Raw genomic sequence first — 16,026 nt, 5'->3', positions numbered from 1 at the left:
TTATTTTATGACAAAAATAATCCCGTATTTATGCGGGGTGTGGCGTTTCGCAAATGCCTAAATAAAGACAAGGAGGAAAGGAGAATGTCAACTACAATGGATCAGATACATCATATCAAAGATATGTTCTATCAACAAGATAAGAACCTTTCTGAAATCGCATCTGAGACTGGTCTTAACTGGAAGGCGGTCAAAAAATATGTGGATATGGAGGACTTCAATAGTCCACCACCCATACCAACAACATCAGAGATTCATAAATCCAAACTGGACCCGTTTAAGACTCTGATTGATAAATGGCTGCAGACAGACAAGCTTGCACCACGAAAGCAGCGGCATACAGCCAAAAGAGTCTTTAAGTGCCTTAAAGATGAGGCAGATGACTTCGACTGCAGTTATCGGCTTGTCGCTTTATACGTCAAACAGAAGAAAGAGGAACTACGGTTAAAGAGAACCGATGGCTACATTCCTCTTAAGCATCATCCTGGTGAAGGTCAGGCAGATTTTGGAACTGCTGATTTTTATGAAAACGGCAAACTTCATCATGAAGCCAAATATCTTGTGCTCAGTTTTCCCTTCAGTAACGGCGGCTTTCTCCAACTTAATTACGGTGAAAATATGGAGTGCCTTCTGGAGGGGCTGGTTGCCATATTTGAACACATTGGTGGAGTTCCAACTGAAATCTGGTTTGACAATACCAGAACCATAGTTACCAAGGTTATTAAAGGTGGTGGTCGCGATGTAACAGAACGTTTTCAGCGTTTCTGTGAACATTATGAATATTCTTGCGGCTCGAAATCGCAAATCCGGAAATTTGGAAATCGGAGTTCCGGTACTCGGAAATCGTCTTTTTTGTGCTTAATTACAGTTCCATTTCTATGGGAATATTTGTCAAGGTCTTGCCACATTTGCGGTGTGTGGCAGCCTTTACGAATATTCCCGTAGAAATTATGATTCAGTATGCACAAAAGCGAATCTAAAAAGTGATTTCCATACGCCGAACAGGTGATGGATTTCGCTCCGGATTATTCACATTACCGCATCAAACCGGTATTCATGAATCTTGAATCCGGATGGGAAAAGGGAAACGTAGAAAACAAGGTTGGTTACCTGCGTCGCAACGAACTTGTACCGGTGCCCCGCTTTGATGATCTTGCAGAAGAAAACTGTCATTTTCTTAGACGCTACGCAACTGATATGCAACGTGAACACTATGATGACGATGAAAGCCGCCTTATCAGTGAGCTGTTTGAAGAAGATAAGGCATATTTGCTGCCACTTCCCTCCGTACCATTTGACACAGCTCTTTACACAACAGTAAAAACAGATAAATATGGCAAGTTTACCCTTGATGCAGGAAAGCACCGTTATTCCGCTTCACCGGCGTTTTGTGAGTCCATCGTAAATCTTAAGATTACATCATCTGCTTGATTTACAAAATGCAAAACAAGAAATTGAAACCAAACAGGTCATGGATGCATTTAAGAAAAGTGGCAAAAGCATGCACGAACTAATGGTATTTCTTGAGGACTAAATGTACTGCTCCGCAAGGGGCAAATAGCATTTAGTGTAACTTTTATGAAAAGTTGACGTTAAAATGTAAGATGTAATATAAATATAAGATACTTGCTTGAGAATAAATAAAATACTAAGTAAGAGGCTTAGTGAATTGATTATAGAGGAGGCTCTATCATGCAATTTCGTGATCTAAAAACCCAATATCAAACCTTAAAACCTGAAATAGACCAGGCTGTCATTGATGTCATGACAGCTTCCAATTTCATTTCCGGCATTCAGGTAACAGAGCTGGAAGCTCAGCTTGCTTCCTATGTAGGAGTAAAGCACTGTATCACTTGTGCCAACGGTACCGATGCCTTAACTCTTGCTTTGATGACATGGAATATTGGTGCTGGAGATGCAGTTTTTGTACCGGATTTTACTTTCTTTGCTTCTGGTGAAACGGTAGCCTATGAAGGGGCTACACCAATTTTCGTGGATGTAGAGGAAGATAGCTTCAATATGTCCCCCACTTCTCTGGAGCAGGTAATTGAGGCTGTGTTAAAGGAAGGAAAGCTTACACCAAGGGTGATTGTAGCGGTTGATTTGTTTGGACAGCCCGCGGATTATGTGGCTATCAGAAAGCTTGCAGACAAATATGGACTTTACATATTAGAGGATGGAGCCCAGGGCTTTGGTGGAAGGCTTCAAATAGATGGTGTAGAGCATAGAGCCTGCAGCTTTGGAGATATTTCCACGACTTCTTTCTTCCCTGCAAAGCCATTGGGCTGCTATGGAGATGGTGGTGCTATTTTCACCGACAATGATGCATGGGCAGAGCTGATTCGTTCCCTGCGGATTCATGGAAAGGGTTGGGACAAGTATGACAATGTACGGATTGGCATGAATTCCCGCCTGGATACCATACAGGCGGCTATCCTACAGGTGAAGCTAAAGGCATTTGCAGAGTATGAATTAGAAAATGTGAACAAGGCAGCAGCTATTTACACCAGAGAGTTATCTGGGAAAAAGGAGCTGGAAGGGCTTTTGAAAGTGCCTCTGGTGAAGGAAGGCTTTTATTCCAGCTGGGCACAGTATTCTATTTTGCTGAACAGTGGGGAAGAAAGGGATGGGTTACAGGCTTATTTAAAGGAAAAAGGAATCCCGACTATGGTTTATTATCCAAAGCCGATGCATGAGCAGACTGCCTTTGCTGGAGTGGACTGTGTAAAGGTGGATTTGGGTGTTTCTGCCGGGCTTTGCAAGAAAGTGCTGGCGTTACCGATGCATCCGTATTTGAAGAAAGAGGAGCAAAAGCGGATTGTGGAGGCGATTGTGGAGAAGCTGGGAAGATAAAGGTGTTTTGACATTACAGGATTCTGAAAATTTTGCTTTAATGAATCAAGTGGGGCGATAAGTAAACTGGCGATGAAATATCTTGCCAAATTTCTTTCTGCCATGTATAATTAACTCACTATCAACTTTTATGGGGGAAATGTTAGAAATTTGGAAGGGGGATATTTATGGAAGAAACACAATTAATTTTAACACAGCTGAGGACAATAACTCAGATGATTGGTAGCATGGGACAGAGAATGGAAGGCTTGGAACAAAAGGTGGATGTTCTGACGATGGAGGTAGCCGAGCTGAAGGCTGATGTGGCAGTCCTAAAAACAGAGGTAGCCGAGCTGAAGGCTGATGTGGCAGTCCTAAAAACAGAGGCAGCTGTTCTAAAGGCTGATGTGGCCGAATTGAAAGTCAATGTATCTGATCTGCAGTCCGATGTTGTGAGACTACAGGCTTCTGCTTTGGAAACACAGTACAAGGTAGACATGAACCGAAGTGTTTTGAACACACTGCTTGAGTGGGCGGATCAGATGCATATGGTTGACAGAAGATTTCCAAGGCTTGGAGTGCAGGAAGTTTAGAGTAAAATTGCATATAGGAGCAGTTGCAAAATAGATGAATAACCTATGATGAAGAAAAAGAGAAGAACGAGCCACCTGGAAAGGTGCATTCTTCTCTTTTTTGATCAAAATAACGCTGCCGCTTCACATATTATTGGCAAGCTCCCGAACTGCCTCTGAAAATTGTGTATATTTCCTGTTCTGATTCTCTTCAGAGCTGCCAAGAATTCCGAAATAGAACTTAATTTTAGGCTCTGTGCCGGAGGGCCTTATACAAAGCCAGCTCCCGTCCTCCAATTCATAATACAGGACATTGGAGGACGGCAGATAATCCCGGAGTGCTATTACCGGATAGCCGCAAAGCTTCTTTGGTGGGTTCTTTCTTAAACAATCCATGATATGGTCTATTTTTGCAAGCCCCTCGATTCCTTCCAGAGTAATAGATACTGCTCCCTCTTTGTGATATCCATAGGTCTCATATAGTAAACACATAGCATCCCACAGGGTCATGCTCCGGGTCTTGTAGTAGGCGGCGGCTTCACAAAGGGCGGCTGCTGCCATAACAGCATCCTTGTCTCTTGCGTGGGTGCCTATGAGACAGCCGTAGCTTTCCTCAAAACCAAAAAGGTAAGTTCCAGAGCCCTTTGCTTCAAATTCTGAAATTTTTTGTCCTATGAATTTAAAGCCGGTTAAAACCTCGATAAGGTGGAGACTATAGTGGGCTGCAATGGTTCTGGCCATCTTAGAGCTGACGATGGTTGTAATCAGAGTGCCGTCCTCAGGCAAAGAACCGTAGATTGCTTTATGCTGGCTGACTTCGTAGTCTGCTAAAAGACAGCCGCACATATTGCCTGTCAGAGGAATATAGGTCCCGGTTTTTGTGTCCTTTACATAAGCACCAAGACGATCGGCATCCGGATCCGTAGCCAGTACAAGATCAGCATCCTTAGCCTCGGCAAGTTTTAAGGCTAGTGCAAAGGCATCCTCAGATTCGGGATTGGGGTAGGCTACTGTTGGGAAATTGCCATCCGGTTGTTCCTGCTCTGGTACAACATACAGGTTTTGGAATCCAAGCTCCTTTAAAATTCTTTGTACCAGTTGATTCCCTGCACCATGAAGAGGCGTATAAACGATTTTTAGCTGCCCGCCCTCCTTCTCTATACAGTCCTTATGCAAAATCTGGCTTTTCAATGTCTCTATGTAGGAATCATCGATCTCTTTTCCGATGCTATGAAATAAGCCGGCAGATATAGCTGCTGCCTTATCCATGATTTGTATTGCAGTATAAGAGGAGATTGCTCCTATCTCATCCATAATACCCTTATCCTGAGGGAAGGTAATCTGTGAACCGTCCTCCCAGTATACCTTATAGCCATTATATTCCGGCGGGTTGTGGCTGGCAGTGATATTGATTCCTGCAATGCAGCCAAGCTGCCTTACCGCGTAGGAAAGTAAAGGAGTGGGACGCAGGTCTTCGAAGATATAAATTCGGATGCCATTGGCACAAAGACAAAGAGCTGCCTGTGTAGCAAATTCTTCTGACATATGCCGGGAATCGTAGGCGATTGCTACACAGGGATTATCTCGTCCCTGCTTTCGGATGTAGTTTGCCAGACCCTGGGTGGCCTTTCTTACAGTATAGATATTCATGCGATTGGTGCCGGCACCGATAATTCCCCGGAGGCCTCCGGTGCCAAATTCCAATTCTTTGTAAAATCGCTCGGTTAGCTCCTTTTCATCTGCGGCAAGCTCTTTTAATTCAGCCCGGGTTTTTTCATCAAAATAAGAATTTTCACACCAATCTCTATAGCGTTCTCTCCAATCCATAATGTCCTCCTTTTTATCATTAAAACTCAAAATCTGTTGAAGCTCCATAAATGACCTTTGTATGCTGATAAATGACCTCTGTAGGAAAATCCGGGTATTCAATGCGGAATAAAAGCTGTCTGACAAGACGCTTTCCCAATGCCCTTGTATCAACGCAGGCGGTAGTCAGAAAGTCCGGTGAATCAGAATACTCTGCCTGACCATCAAAGCCGGAGACAGCAATGTCAGATGGAACCTGGAAATTATGCTCCAGTAAATACTTCAGTACAAAATGTGCAACATAGTCACTGACGCATACAAAGGCCTGCGGCATTTCCCTTACATTATCTAAAAATGTATGAATTACCTCTGCATAGGCCTCAATACCAATTGGTGCAGTCAGGCATAGGCTGGGGTCTGCTGCGATGCCATGATGCTCAAGAGCCTGTAAAAAGCCCTCATACCGATGGAAATTGGTCTGTGCGTAGCCGATGTCACCGATAAAACCAATCCGCCTTCTTCCTTTTTGAAGGATACTTTCAGTAATCTGATAGATGCTGTTCTTTCCCTCCAGTAAAACAAGGTCACCACTAAGCTGCTCAGAAGACATTTGTGTTACGGTATCCAGGAACACTTTGGGGATTGTTAGCTGGTTGATGAGGGTAAGGATATTTAAATCATAAACGTTTAGCACGATGATACCCTGGACAGTCCCATCGCTTAGGACAGAGGGGAGCCGGTAGCCGTCTGTCATACGGGAAGGCAGGTAGGTATAAATCAGATTGATAGAGAACTTATTCAGCTCCTTTGCAATCTGATGGATAATGTTCATCCAGAAAATAGAGGATTCTGGTCGTGATACTACAATGGAAACAGCAGTTATATCTTTGGTGCCGGAGCTGCCGGTGTCCTCTGAAGAAAGAAGGGATGGCACTGTCTTGTGGTAGCCAAGCTCCAGAGCTTTATTTATAATTTTTTGCTCCAATGCCGGGGATACTCCTGGCTGCCTGTTAAAGACTTTCCAAACGGTCACTCTGGAAATATGAAGTTCATCAGCAATATCCTGCATAGTAATTTTTTTCATAGCAGTTTCCCTTTCTGAAATGGTAAGCATTTATTTAATGGTAAAATTGTAGCATAAAATCAAGAAAAGTGCAATTAAAAATTAACAAAATTAACATTGGTTTTAACAAATTTTTTTGAAATATTAAAAAAGTATTGAACTTTTTAAAGAAATATGTTAAGGTTATATCATAGAAATAGATAAAATGATGAGAAAAATAAAAATAAGGAGGGATTTTTTGTGCAGGATAGCATAAATAACAAAAATCAAGGGAAAATAAAAGTTAAAAGAAAGCGTTGGAGAAGAGACGATACAGAACTTACTTTGCTGGCTCTGCCGACCTGTATCTGGTATTTTTTGTTCTGCTATATGCCTATGTTTGGTGTAATTATTGCTTTTAAAAATTACAGAATTACACCTGGAAAGAGCTTTTTGTATAATTTGCTTCACAGTGAATGGGTAGGATTTAAAAACTTTGAATTTCTAGTCCGCTCCAATGATATTTGGATTCTTTTGAGGAATACGATTTGCTACAACCTCGTATTTATAATCCTTGGTACTGTAATTCCGGTTTCACTGGCCATTGCCATCAGCCAGCTTTACAGTAAAAGAAAAGCAAAGGTATACCAGACGATGATGTTCTTTCCGCATTTTATGTCCTGGGTTGTAGTCGCTTATTTTACATATTCTTTTCTGAGTGTAGATAAAGGCTTGCTGAATGGAATTCTGGGAGCCTTGGGAAAGGAGCCGATTCAATGGTATATGGAAAAGACCTATTGGCCATTTATCCTTGTATTCATGGCGATGTGGAAAAGAGTAGGCTACAGCATGGTAGTTTACCTTGCCAGCATTACCGGAATCGATGCTACCCTGTATGAAGCCGCAGTGATTGACGGAGCAAATAAAAAACAACAGATTCGCTATATTACACTGCCATGTCTTAAAACTATAATTATTATGATGCTGATTTTAAGTGTGGGAGGAATTTTCTATTCTGATTTTGGTCTGTTCTATCAGATTAGCCAGGGAGCAAAGGGATCCATTTTCTCTGTAACGGCGACTCTGGATACTTACATATACAGTGCATTGAAGTCCTCAACCCCAATTGGTATGACGGCAGCGGCCGCTCTGTTCCAGTCCGTGGCATGCTGTATTACAATTTTAACTGCAAATTGGTTTGTAAGAAAGGTGGATAGTGACAGTGCAATTATATAGAAGGAGAGTGAATGATATGGGAAAAAGGAACAAGGAACAGGAACAAGAGGGGATGAATCGGCTGAATCGAATCCAGCCGATGACAAACATATTATTTAACATATTGTTTTTGCTGTGTTCTTTGATTTGTATATTACCGGTAGTTTTTGTGTTTATGATTTCTATCACATCAGAAGAGATGCTGAAGCGATATGGATATTCATTTATTCCACAGGCATTTTCTCTGGAATCCTATCGTTTTTTGTTTAAACAGGGGGCAACGATTTTGCAGGCCCTTGGGGTTTCCTTGTTTGTAACTGTTTTAGGTACTATCATCGGGATTATTCTCACCACAACCATGGGATATGTCCTGTCAAGGCCAAACTTTAAGCTGAAAGGCTTTTTAACAATGGTAGTATTCATTCCGATGATATTTAATGGAGGTATGATTGCTTCCTATGTAGTAAATACCAATTTTCTCGGTCTGAAGGATTCTATCTGGGTATTGATTTGGCCGTTGGCCGTATCTTCCTTCAACGTCATTATCTGCAAGACCTTTTTTAGGACGACAATACCGGATTCGGTTATGGAGTCGGCCAAGATAGACGGGGCAAGCCAGCTTACCATATTTACCAGAATTGTATTACCGATTTCTAAGCCTGTAGTTGCCACCATTGGATTATTTTTAAGCTTTGGCTATTGGAATGACTGGTTTATGTCATCCCTTTATATTAACTCGAAGCACCTGTTTTCTCTGCAGGCATTACTAAATAATATTTTACAGAATATCCAGTATCTTGCTAAGAATCCTGCGTTAGGAGTGAGCATACAGGAATATAAAAATTCGATGCCGGCAGAAGGGGCAAGAATGGCAATCGCCATTGTGATTGTCGTTCCGATTGCCTGTGCCTATCCATTTTTCCAGAAGTACTTCATTTCCGGTTTGACAATTGGAGCTGTAAAGGGATAGAACAGGTAGAAGCGAAAAGATATGAACCAAAAGGTTTATATAAAGCAAATTCATTTAAGGAGGAGACAAGATGAAGAAAAGCAAAAAACTCATAGCGACAATGCTAATGCTGACCATGGCAGCTTCTATGCTGGCAGGCTGCGGAAAAAAAGGAGGAGAGGAGGTAAAAACAGATACACAGGTAGCTACAGAGGCTCCGGCAGAAGAGCCGATGAAAGAGGAAGTGGTTACCCTGAAATGGGTGACAGTTGGTGGAAGCCAGCCATCAAATTATGAAGCATGGCAGACCCATGTCAATGAGATGCTGGAAGAAAAAATTGGTGTGAACATTGACGTAGAGGTAGTTTCCTGGGGTGACTGGGATTCCAGAAGAAGTGTTATCGTAAACGGTGGCGAGTATTTTGATATTCTTTTTACAGATAGTGGTAAATATACCTCTGAAGTGGCAGTAGGTGCCTTTATGGATATCACAGAGCTTCTTCCAAAGGTAGCTCCGGAGCTGTACAAGTACATTCCGGAGGATTACTGGAAAGCAGTATCTGTAAATAACAAAATCTATTCCGTACCTACCTACAAGGATAGCTCTGCTACCTGGTATTTAGTATGGGATAAGGCAGTAGCTGAGAAAAATGGTGTTGATTACAAGAATATCCATTCCTTTAAGGATTTAGAGCCTGCTCTGGAGAAGATAAAGGATGGCGAAGGAACTGCTCCGTTTATCATGGATAAGACTGGAGTTAAATTAATTCTGAATGTATACGATCAATTGGGACCATGTCTGGGTGTAAGATATGACGATAATTCCCGTACAGTAGTAAATCCACTGGAGCAGGAGGACATTCTTTCCCAGTTAGATGTTGTACATAGTATGTATAAAAAGGGACTGATTAACGGAGATGCTCCAAATGCAGAGCAGATTCCTGACTACAGAATGGTATTTACTGCACAGGGATGGTCCGGAGCGGCTAAAACAGTATGGGGACCAAACATGGGTGGCATAGATGCAGAAGCAATTCAGCTTGGTGACACCATGGTAAATAACGGAACCGTTCGTGGTTCCCTGAATGCAATCTATTCCGGAACAAAGTATCCGGAAAAGTGCCTGGAGTTCTTACAGCTGATTAACACAGATTCCAAGATAAGAGATGCCTTCTTCTATGGCTTAGAGGGAGAAAACTTCAACTATACTGCAGATGGCAAGGTTGAAAAGATCAATAATGAGTGGCCAATGGCAGGCTACACACAGGGAACCTTCTTCCAGATATCTCAGTTAGCTGATGTGGAATTTAACCAGTGGGATGAGGTAAAGCAATTAAATGAACAGGCAAAGCCATCCGTACTTCTTGGCTTTACCCTGGATACCGCTAACATTGAAACAGAGCTTGCAAACTGCCGTTCCGTATATGAAAAATATGAGGGTGAATTATTCACAGGAGCTAAGGAGCCAAGAGAGCTGGTGAAGAAAATTAGCGAAGAATTAAAGGCAGCAGGCTATGATAAAGTAGTAGAGGAAACACAAAAACAGATTAATGAAGCTTTCCAATAAAATGGACAGGAAATTTTAAGACTATCAGGAGGATGTCAGCATGGGAAAAATCATAGGAAAGTCCATTGCCAATATTCCATGGCAGGAAAAACCTGAAAATTGCCGGATGCCGGTGTGGAGATATCAGGAAAATCCAATTATTAAAAGGGATGCAATCGCAGCATCAAACAGTGTTTTTAACAGTGCGGTTATACCGTATCAGGATGGCTTTGCGGGGGTTTTCCGTTGCGATAGCAAATGTATCAGTATGGATATCTATGCTGGCTTTAGCAAAGATGGAATCCACTGGGAGATTAATGAGACACCGATTGTTTTTGAAGGAGCAGATCCGGAGATTTTAAAAAGAGAATACCGCTATGACCCGAGAGTGTGCTTTCTTGAGGATCGGTATTATATCACCTGGTGTAACGGATACTATGGACCAACGATAGGAATGGGCTATACCTTTGATTTTAAGACCTTTTATCAGATGGAAAACGCCTTTCTTCCCTACAATCGCAATGGTGTGCTGTTTCCGAGAAAGATTCATGGAAGCTATGGATTGCTGAGCAGGCCAAGCGATACCGGGCATACGCCTTTTGGCGATATTTTCTACAGCCAAAGTAAGGATATGGAATACTGGGGTCATCACAGGCATGTTATGTCTGTCTGCAAAGAGGACAGATCGGCATGGCAGAGTACGAAAATCGGACCGGGACCTGTTCCGATTGAAACGGACGAGGGGTGGCTTCTGATTTACCACGGAGTGATCCATACCTGCAACGGCTTTGTCTATCGAACAGGCTGTGCTCTGTTAGATTTAGATGAGCCGTGGCGGGTAAAGGAAAGGTCGGCAGCCTATATTCTGGCACCGCAGGAAATCTATGAGTGTGTGGGGGATGTACCAAATGTGGTATTCCCCTGTGCAGCTCTTGCAGATGCGGCAACAGGAAGGATTGCAATGTATTATGGATGTGCAGATACAGTAACCGGCTTAGCCTTTACAACCGTAGATGAGCTTCTGGATTTTATGAAGCAATACCCGTTGGCAGACAGGTAGGAGGGAGACGAAAATGGAGCTGATTGACAAGAGAATTAAAGTAATATGTGAGGAGCTCAAGAGACTTTCTGTGGTATTTCAAAGAGAGCTTTCGGGCTTGAAAAGAAAGCATGGATTTTTCCTGACTCCGGCACAGGCTGAGGCTGCCGGGGAGGAGTGGGAGACCTTTGACAGCCGGACTATGCACTGGTATGGGACGGATCAGCATGACTGGTTTCGGACAGAGCTTACAGTACCGGAGGAATTTGATGGTCTGCCACTGTGGCTGAAGGTAAGGACTCAGATTGATGAGGCAGATGATGCAAAAAATCCTCAGTTTTTGCTCTTTGTAGATGAGATACCAGTACAGGGAATCGATATGAATCACAGGGAGGTGCTTCTTACCCGGGAGGCTGTAGCAGGGAAATCCTATCAGCTGGATCTTCAGGCCTATACAGGTATTCTCCATTCAGAATTCCGGCTGTTTATGGAGATACAATATGTGGATCCCAGAATAGAAGAGCTATATTATGATTTGTCTGTTCCTTTGAGTGCCTTTGACCGGATGGAAAAGGATGATAAGGTACGAAGGGATATCGAAGCGGTATTAAATCAGTGCATTAATTATCTTGATTTGAGAACTCCATACTCGGAGGAGTTTTATGCTTCTCTGAAAGAAGCCAGGGCATATCTTGGAAAGGCTTTATATGAGGATATGGCGGGCTATGAGGATGTAATAGCTACCTGCATTGGCCACACCCATATTGATGTGGCATGGTGGTGGACCGTTGCACAGACAAAGGAAAAGGTTGCCAGAAGCTTTGCTACCGTATTAAAGCTGATGGAGGAGTATCCGGACTATCGGTTTATGTCCAGCCAGCCCCAGCTATATTACTTTCTGAAGGAACGCTATCCTAAGCTGTATGACCAGATAAAGGAAAGAGTGAAGGAAGGACGATGGGAACCGGAAGGCGGTATGTGGGTCGAGGCTGACTGCAATCTGACTTCCGGGGAATCCCTGGTCCGCCAGTTCATCTATGGAAAACGATTTTTTAAGGATGAATTTGGAGTAGAAAATCGCATTCTCTGGCTGCCAGATGTTTTTGGCTATTCAGGGGCACTGCCTCAGATTATGAAGAAGTGTGGAATTGATTATTTTATGACAACCAAGCTTGCCTGGAATCAGTTTAATAAAATGCCATATGATACCCTTCGGTGGAGGGGGATTGATGGAACAGAAATTTTGACCCATCTGATTACCACTCTGGGAGTAGGTCAGGATACCAGCAACTTTTTTACAACCTATAATGGAATGCTCCATCCGGATGCCATCATGGGTGGCTGGAAGCGGTATCAGAACAAGGATATCAACAATGATATTTTAATTGCTTATGGCTATGGAGATGGCGGTGGTGGTCCTACCCGCCAGATGCTGGAGACCTCCCGCCGTATGGAAAAGGGACTAAAGGGCATACCAAAGGTGCGTCAGGCCTTTGCGAGAACCTATTTTGATGAGCTGTGGGAGAGAGTGAAGGATGAAAAGCGTCTTCCTGTCTGGGAGGGAGAATTTTATTTTGAATACCACAGGGGAACCTATACCTCTATGGCGAGAAATAAGCGCTCTAATCGAAAAAGCGAAATTATGATGATGGATTTGGAGCTTCTTTCTGTGCTGGCAGGCTATTGCGGACGTCTTTATCCGAAAGCGGAAATGGATCAGATGTGGAAAACTATCTTATGCAACCAGTTCCATGATATTTTACCTGGGTCCTCTATCAAGGAGGTATATGAGGTGACTCGCCAGGAGTATGAGGAATTGGAAAGGAAAGGTTTTTCCATGCTTAAGGAGTGTATTGGCGTGTTAACTCCCGATGGAAATGGTATTACCATTTTTAATACGCTGGGCTTTGAAAGAAATGACATTGTAAATCTGGGAGAGCTCAATGCAGAGGCTCTGACAGATGAAGAGGGCAGGGTATACCCGGTACAAAGGACGAAAGAGGGAGGCCTTGTGTATCTGGAGCATTTACCATCCAAGGGAAGCCAGACCTTCCAGATAGCAGAGGGAAAGGAAGAACAGATTCCATTTGTGCTTAAAGAGAATGTGCTGGATACTCCGATTTATCGTATAGAATGGAATGAGAAGGGGCTTTTCACCTCCATTTATGATAAGGAAAATCAGCGGGAGGTTCTGCAAAGAGGAAAGACTGCGAATCTGTTCCGGATGTATGAGGATAAGCCAATTTACTATGATAACTGGGATATTGATATCTATTATTCTGAGAAATACTGGGATGTGGACAATGTAACCCATATGGAATGGACAGAGCTTGGCCTGGTTCGGGCTACTTTGGAAATAGAGAGAAGGATAAGTAATTCCCTTATCCGGCAAAAAATCCATTTTTATGCTAAGAGCCGCAGAATTGATTTTGATACCTATGTGGACTGGAAGGAGCATCAGCATCTGTTAAAGGTTCATTTTCCGGTGGATATCCACACGGATGAGGCAACCTTTGATATCCAGTTTGGTAATCTGACCAGAAAGGTTCATACCAATACCAGCTGGGATATGGCCCGTTTCGAAAGCTGTGGACAAAAATGGATGGATTTATCTGAGGGACACTATGGAGTCAGCCTGTTAAACGATTGCAAGTACGGACATTCGGTAAAGGATTCGGATATGGCACTCACCCTGATAAAATCAGGAATTGAGCCGAATAAAACGGCAGACCAGGAGGAGCACTTCTTTACGTATGCACTATATCCTCATGCAGAGGGCTGGCGTCAGGCAAAGACGGTAGAGGAGGCCTACAAGCTTAACTATCCGGCTTATGCCCATCAGGGTGGCAAGGGCTACGAGAGGATGTCGGCTGTGTCTGTTGATAAGACCAATGTCATGATAGAGACAGTAAAGCTTGCAGAGGATGAAAATGGTATTATCCTGCGTTTGTACGAATTTGAAAACAGTCTTACCAGGGCTCATATTCGTTTGAATTTTGGCGGTATAGGAGAAATTATGGAATGTAATCTGATCGAGGAGGAGCTGGAAAGAATTCCAGTGGAGGGGGATGGTTTTTCTGTCACCCTGAAGCCATATGAAATAAAGACCTATCGAATACGGATGGAGTAGCCTTGGGAAGAAGGAGGAAAGAGAAATGTATATATTGCCACAGCCAAAGGAAATAGAGAGGCAGGAGGGGATTTACAGACTCTCCTATCAGGACAGTATTGTGTTTGATGAAGAGAGCACCCAACAGCTGGTGGAGCTTTCAGGATGCTTGCAGAAGGAAATAGAAGACACTACAGGCTTTTTACTGCCAATAAAGAGAGGAAAGAAAAAGAAACAAGGAATCTGGCTTTTAGTCAGCCCGGAGCATAAGGAACAATCCTACCGTCTTAAAATTACATCAGAAGGAATTGAAATTTCAGGTGGGGATATCAATGGTGTACGCTATGGGATACAGACACTGCGTCAGATTTTAAGACAGACAGGGCCATGGCTTCCATTTCTGGTGATAAGGGATGAGCCCTCTCTTCTGAACCGTGGCTTTTTCCATGATGTGACCAGGGGAAGAGTTCCGACCCTTGCTTATTTAAAAAGGCTGGCAGACCGACTGGCCTTCTATAAGATAAACCAGCTGCAGCTCTATATTGAGCACAGCTTTCTGTTTGAGGATTTTAGTGAGGTGTGGCGAGATGACACCCCTCTTACCGGGGAAGAAATTATGGAGCTTGATGCATACTGCACAGGCCTGGGGATTGAATTAATTCCCTCTCTTTCCTGCTTTGGACACTTGTATAAGGTTCTTTCCACAAAGAGCTATTGCCATTTGTGCGAATTGGAAGGAGCTGAAAAGGAGCCATTTTCTTTTCTGGCAAGGATGCAGCATCATACCATTGATGTATCCAATCCGGAAAGCCATATCTTTATAAAGAAGATGATAGAAGAATTTCTTCCGTTCTTTTCTTCGAAGCAGTTTAATCTCTGTGGAGATGAAACCTTTGATTTAGGTAAGGGAAGAGGCAGGGAATTGGCTGAACAAATTGGTCAGGACAGGATGTATATTAATTTTGTAAAAGAGCTGTGTGAATTTTTAATAGAAAAGGGAAAAAGACCTATGTTCTGGGGAGATATTATCTGTAAGTTCCCGGAAGCAGTGAAGGAGCTGCCAAAGGAGACGATTTGTCTTAACTGGGGATATTTACCGGAACAAAGAGAAGAGGAAACTAAAAAGCTTTGGGAGGCAGGGGCGACTCAGTATACCTGCCCCGGAGTGTGTGGCTGGAATCAGCTGGTCAATTTAGTAAGAGATTCCTATGAAAATATAAAGCGGATGTGCCACTATGCAGAAAAGTACCAATGTCTGGGAGTTCTGAATACGGACTGGGGAGATTTTGGGCATATTAATCATCCGGAATTTGGACGGATGGGGTTGATTTATGGGGCCGCTTTTTCCTGGAATACAGATATTCCGGAATTTGAAGAGATAAATCGCCAGATTTCCCGTCTGGAATTTGGCGACAGCAGAGAAACCATTGTCTCTACTATAGCAGATCTTGCAGAATGCTCCTCCTTTGGATGGGAGCTTGCTGTAAAATACAGAGAGGCAGTTATTTTTGATAAAAGCGAAGAGGAACGAAAAGCCTGCCTTCCTGAGGATAAGCTTTTGAAGGCAGAGGAAAATAACAATCGATTGAAGGAGCTGACAGATCAATTTTGCCAAAGCCTCCCTTATCTGCAAAAGGAGAGCAGAAGGGATGTCTGGCCTTATTTTGTAGCGATAGAGGGAATGGAGCTATGGAATCGAATTGGCGTTGCTCTCTGGAAAAGAGAAAGAGAAGAACCGGAGGAGACAAAAGAGCTTGCAAAGGCTTTAGAGGTCTGGTTTTATCATTATAAAAAAATGTGGAGAATGATAAGTGGGGAATCGGAGCTATATCGAATCCAGGAGGTAGTTTACTGGTATGCTGATATACTGCGGTAGAATACAGGCTATGATTTTTTTAAGTCATAGCCTGTATTAG

11 protein-coding genes and 1 pseudogene are annotated in these 16,026 nt (G+C 43.0%); 10 read left to right on the top strand and 2 right to left on the bottom strand.

Features of this window, described 5'->3' with window-relative positions:
- Positions 1 to 30: 30 nt before the first annotated feature.
- From istA to ASU35_RS00265, 4 genes and pseudogenes are all read left to right on the top strand, one after another.
- A complete protein-coding gene (istA, locus tag ASU35_RS00280; RefSeq protein ID WP_423229962.1) occupies positions 31 to 945 on the top strand; it encodes an IS21 family transposase in 915 nt (304 codons plus the stop codon).
- Positions 944 to 1,215: pseudogene (locus tag ASU35_RS20655) on the top strand (hypothetical protein); the annotation flags it as partial. The gene istA and the pseudogene ASU35_RS20655, both read left to right, overlap by 2 nt.
- A gap of 477 nt (positions 1,216 to 1,692) precedes the next feature.
- A complete protein-coding gene (locus tag ASU35_RS00270) occupies positions 1,693 to 2,853 on the top strand; it encodes a DegT/DnrJ/EryC1/StrS family aminotransferase (protein WP_058351125.1) in 1,161 nt (386 codons plus the stop codon).
- A 167-nt stretch (positions 2,854 to 3,020) separates the two neighbouring features.
- Complete coding sequence (locus ASU35_RS00265; RefSeq protein WP_058351124.1) at positions 3,021 to 3,425, top strand: hypothetical protein; 405 nt, start codon at positions 3,021 to 3,023, stop codon at positions 3,423 to 3,425.
- A gap of 123 nt (positions 3,426 to 3,548) precedes the next feature.
- On the opposite strand, the gene ASU35_RS00260 is transcribed toward ASU35_RS00265, so the two are convergent.
- Both ASU35_RS00260 and ASU35_RS00255 read right to left on the bottom strand, forming a co-directional pair.
- A complete protein-coding gene (locus tag ASU35_RS00260; RefSeq protein WP_058351123.1) occupies positions 3,549 to 5,231 on the bottom strand; it encodes a phospho-sugar mutase in 1,683 nt (560 codons plus the stop codon).
- Between the two features lie 19 nt (positions 5,232 to 5,250).
- Positions 5,251 to 6,294, bottom strand: coding sequence for a LacI family DNA-binding transcriptional regulator (locus ASU35_RS00255; protein WP_058351122.1), 1,044 nt, complete (start codon positions 6,292 to 6,294; stop codon positions 5,251 to 5,253).
- A 219-nt stretch (positions 6,295 to 6,513) separates the two neighbouring features.
- Here ASU35_RS00255 and ASU35_RS00250 point away from each other — a divergent pair, with 219 nt between their 5' ends.
- From ASU35_RS00250 to ASU35_RS00225, 6 genes are all read left to right on the top strand, one after another.
- Positions 6,514 to 7,488 (top strand): ABC transporter permease, encoded by a 975-nt coding sequence (locus tag ASU35_RS00250; RefSeq protein WP_242861164.1) that lies wholly within the window; start codon positions 6,514 to 6,516, stop codon positions 7,486 to 7,488.
- A 16-nt stretch (positions 7,489 to 7,504) separates the two neighbouring features.
- Positions 7,505 to 8,437 (top strand): carbohydrate ABC transporter permease, encoded by a 933-nt coding sequence (locus tag ASU35_RS00245; protein ID WP_058351121.1) that lies wholly within the window; start codon positions 7,505 to 7,507, stop codon positions 8,435 to 8,437.
- A 70-nt stretch (positions 8,438 to 8,507) separates the two neighbouring features.
- Positions 8,508 to 9,983 (top strand): ABC transporter substrate-binding protein, encoded by a 1,476-nt coding sequence (locus tag ASU35_RS00240; RefSeq protein ID WP_058351120.1) that lies wholly within the window; start codon positions 8,508 to 8,510, stop codon positions 9,981 to 9,983.
- Between the two features lie 40 nt (positions 9,984 to 10,023).
- Positions 10,024 to 11,022, top strand: coding sequence for a glycoside hydrolase family 130 protein (locus ASU35_RS00235; RefSeq protein WP_058351119.1), 999 nt, complete (start codon positions 10,024 to 10,026; stop codon positions 11,020 to 11,022).
- A gap of 13 nt (positions 11,023 to 11,035) precedes the next feature.
- Complete coding sequence (locus tag ASU35_RS00230; RefSeq protein WP_058351118.1) at positions 11,036 to 14,131, top strand: alpha-mannosidase; 3,096 nt, start codon at positions 11,036 to 11,038, stop codon at positions 14,129 to 14,131.
- Positions 14,132 to 14,156: 25 nt separating this feature from the next.
- Positions 14,157 to 15,986, top strand: coding sequence for a glycoside hydrolase family 20 zincin-like fold domain-containing protein (locus ASU35_RS00225; protein ID WP_058351117.1), 1,830 nt, complete (start codon positions 14,157 to 14,159; stop codon positions 15,984 to 15,986).
- Positions 15,987 to 16,026: the final 40 nt, after the last annotated feature.

This window comes from Acetivibrio ethanolgignens (assembly GCF_001461035.1).
Lineage (GTDB): Bacteria > Bacillota > Clostridia > Lachnospirales > Lachnospiraceae > Velocimicrobium > Velocimicrobium ethanolgignens.
The sequence above is the reverse complement of the archived record's forward strand: the minus strand, read 5'-3'. Positions and strand labels throughout refer to the sequence as shown.

What these genes read in the sequence shown, in the direction of transcription:
- istA (WP_423229962.1), top strand. Translation starts at nt 31, where the DNA reads ATGCGGGGTGTGGCGTTTCGCAAATGCCTAAATAAAGACAAGGAGGAA.
- ASU35_RS00270 (WP_058351125.1), top strand. Translation starts at nt 1,693, where the DNA reads ATGCAATTTCGTGATCTAAAAACCCAATATCAAACCTTAAAACCTGAA.
- ASU35_RS00265 (WP_058351124.1), top strand. Translation starts at nt 3,021, where the DNA reads ATGGAAGAAACACAATTAATTTTAACACAGCTGAGGACAATAACTCAG.
- ASU35_RS00260 (WP_058351123.1), bottom strand. Translation starts at nt 5,231, where the DNA reads ATGGATTGGAGAGAACGCTATAGAGATTGGTGTGAAAATTCTTATTTT.
- ASU35_RS00255 (WP_058351122.1), bottom strand. Translation starts at nt 6,294, where the DNA reads ATGAAAAAAATTACTATGCAGGATATTGCTGATGAACTTCATATTTCC.
- ASU35_RS00245 (WP_058351121.1), top strand. Translation starts at nt 7,505, where the DNA reads ATGGGAAAAAGGAACAAGGAACAGGAACAAGAGGGGATGAATCGGCTG.
- ASU35_RS00240 (WP_058351120.1), top strand. Translation starts at nt 8,508, where the DNA reads ATGAAGAAAAGCAAAAAACTCATAGCGACAATGCTAATGCTGACCATG.
- ASU35_RS00235 (WP_058351119.1), top strand. Translation starts at nt 10,024, where the DNA reads ATGGGAAAAATCATAGGAAAGTCCATTGCCAATATTCCATGGCAGGAA.
- ASU35_RS00230 (WP_058351118.1), top strand. Translation starts at nt 11,036, where the DNA reads ATGGAGCTGATTGACAAGAGAATTAAAGTAATATGTGAGGAGCTCAAG.
- ASU35_RS00225 (WP_058351117.1), top strand. Translation starts at nt 14,157, where the DNA reads ATGTATATATTGCCACAGCCAAAGGAAATAGAGAGGCAGGAGGGGATT.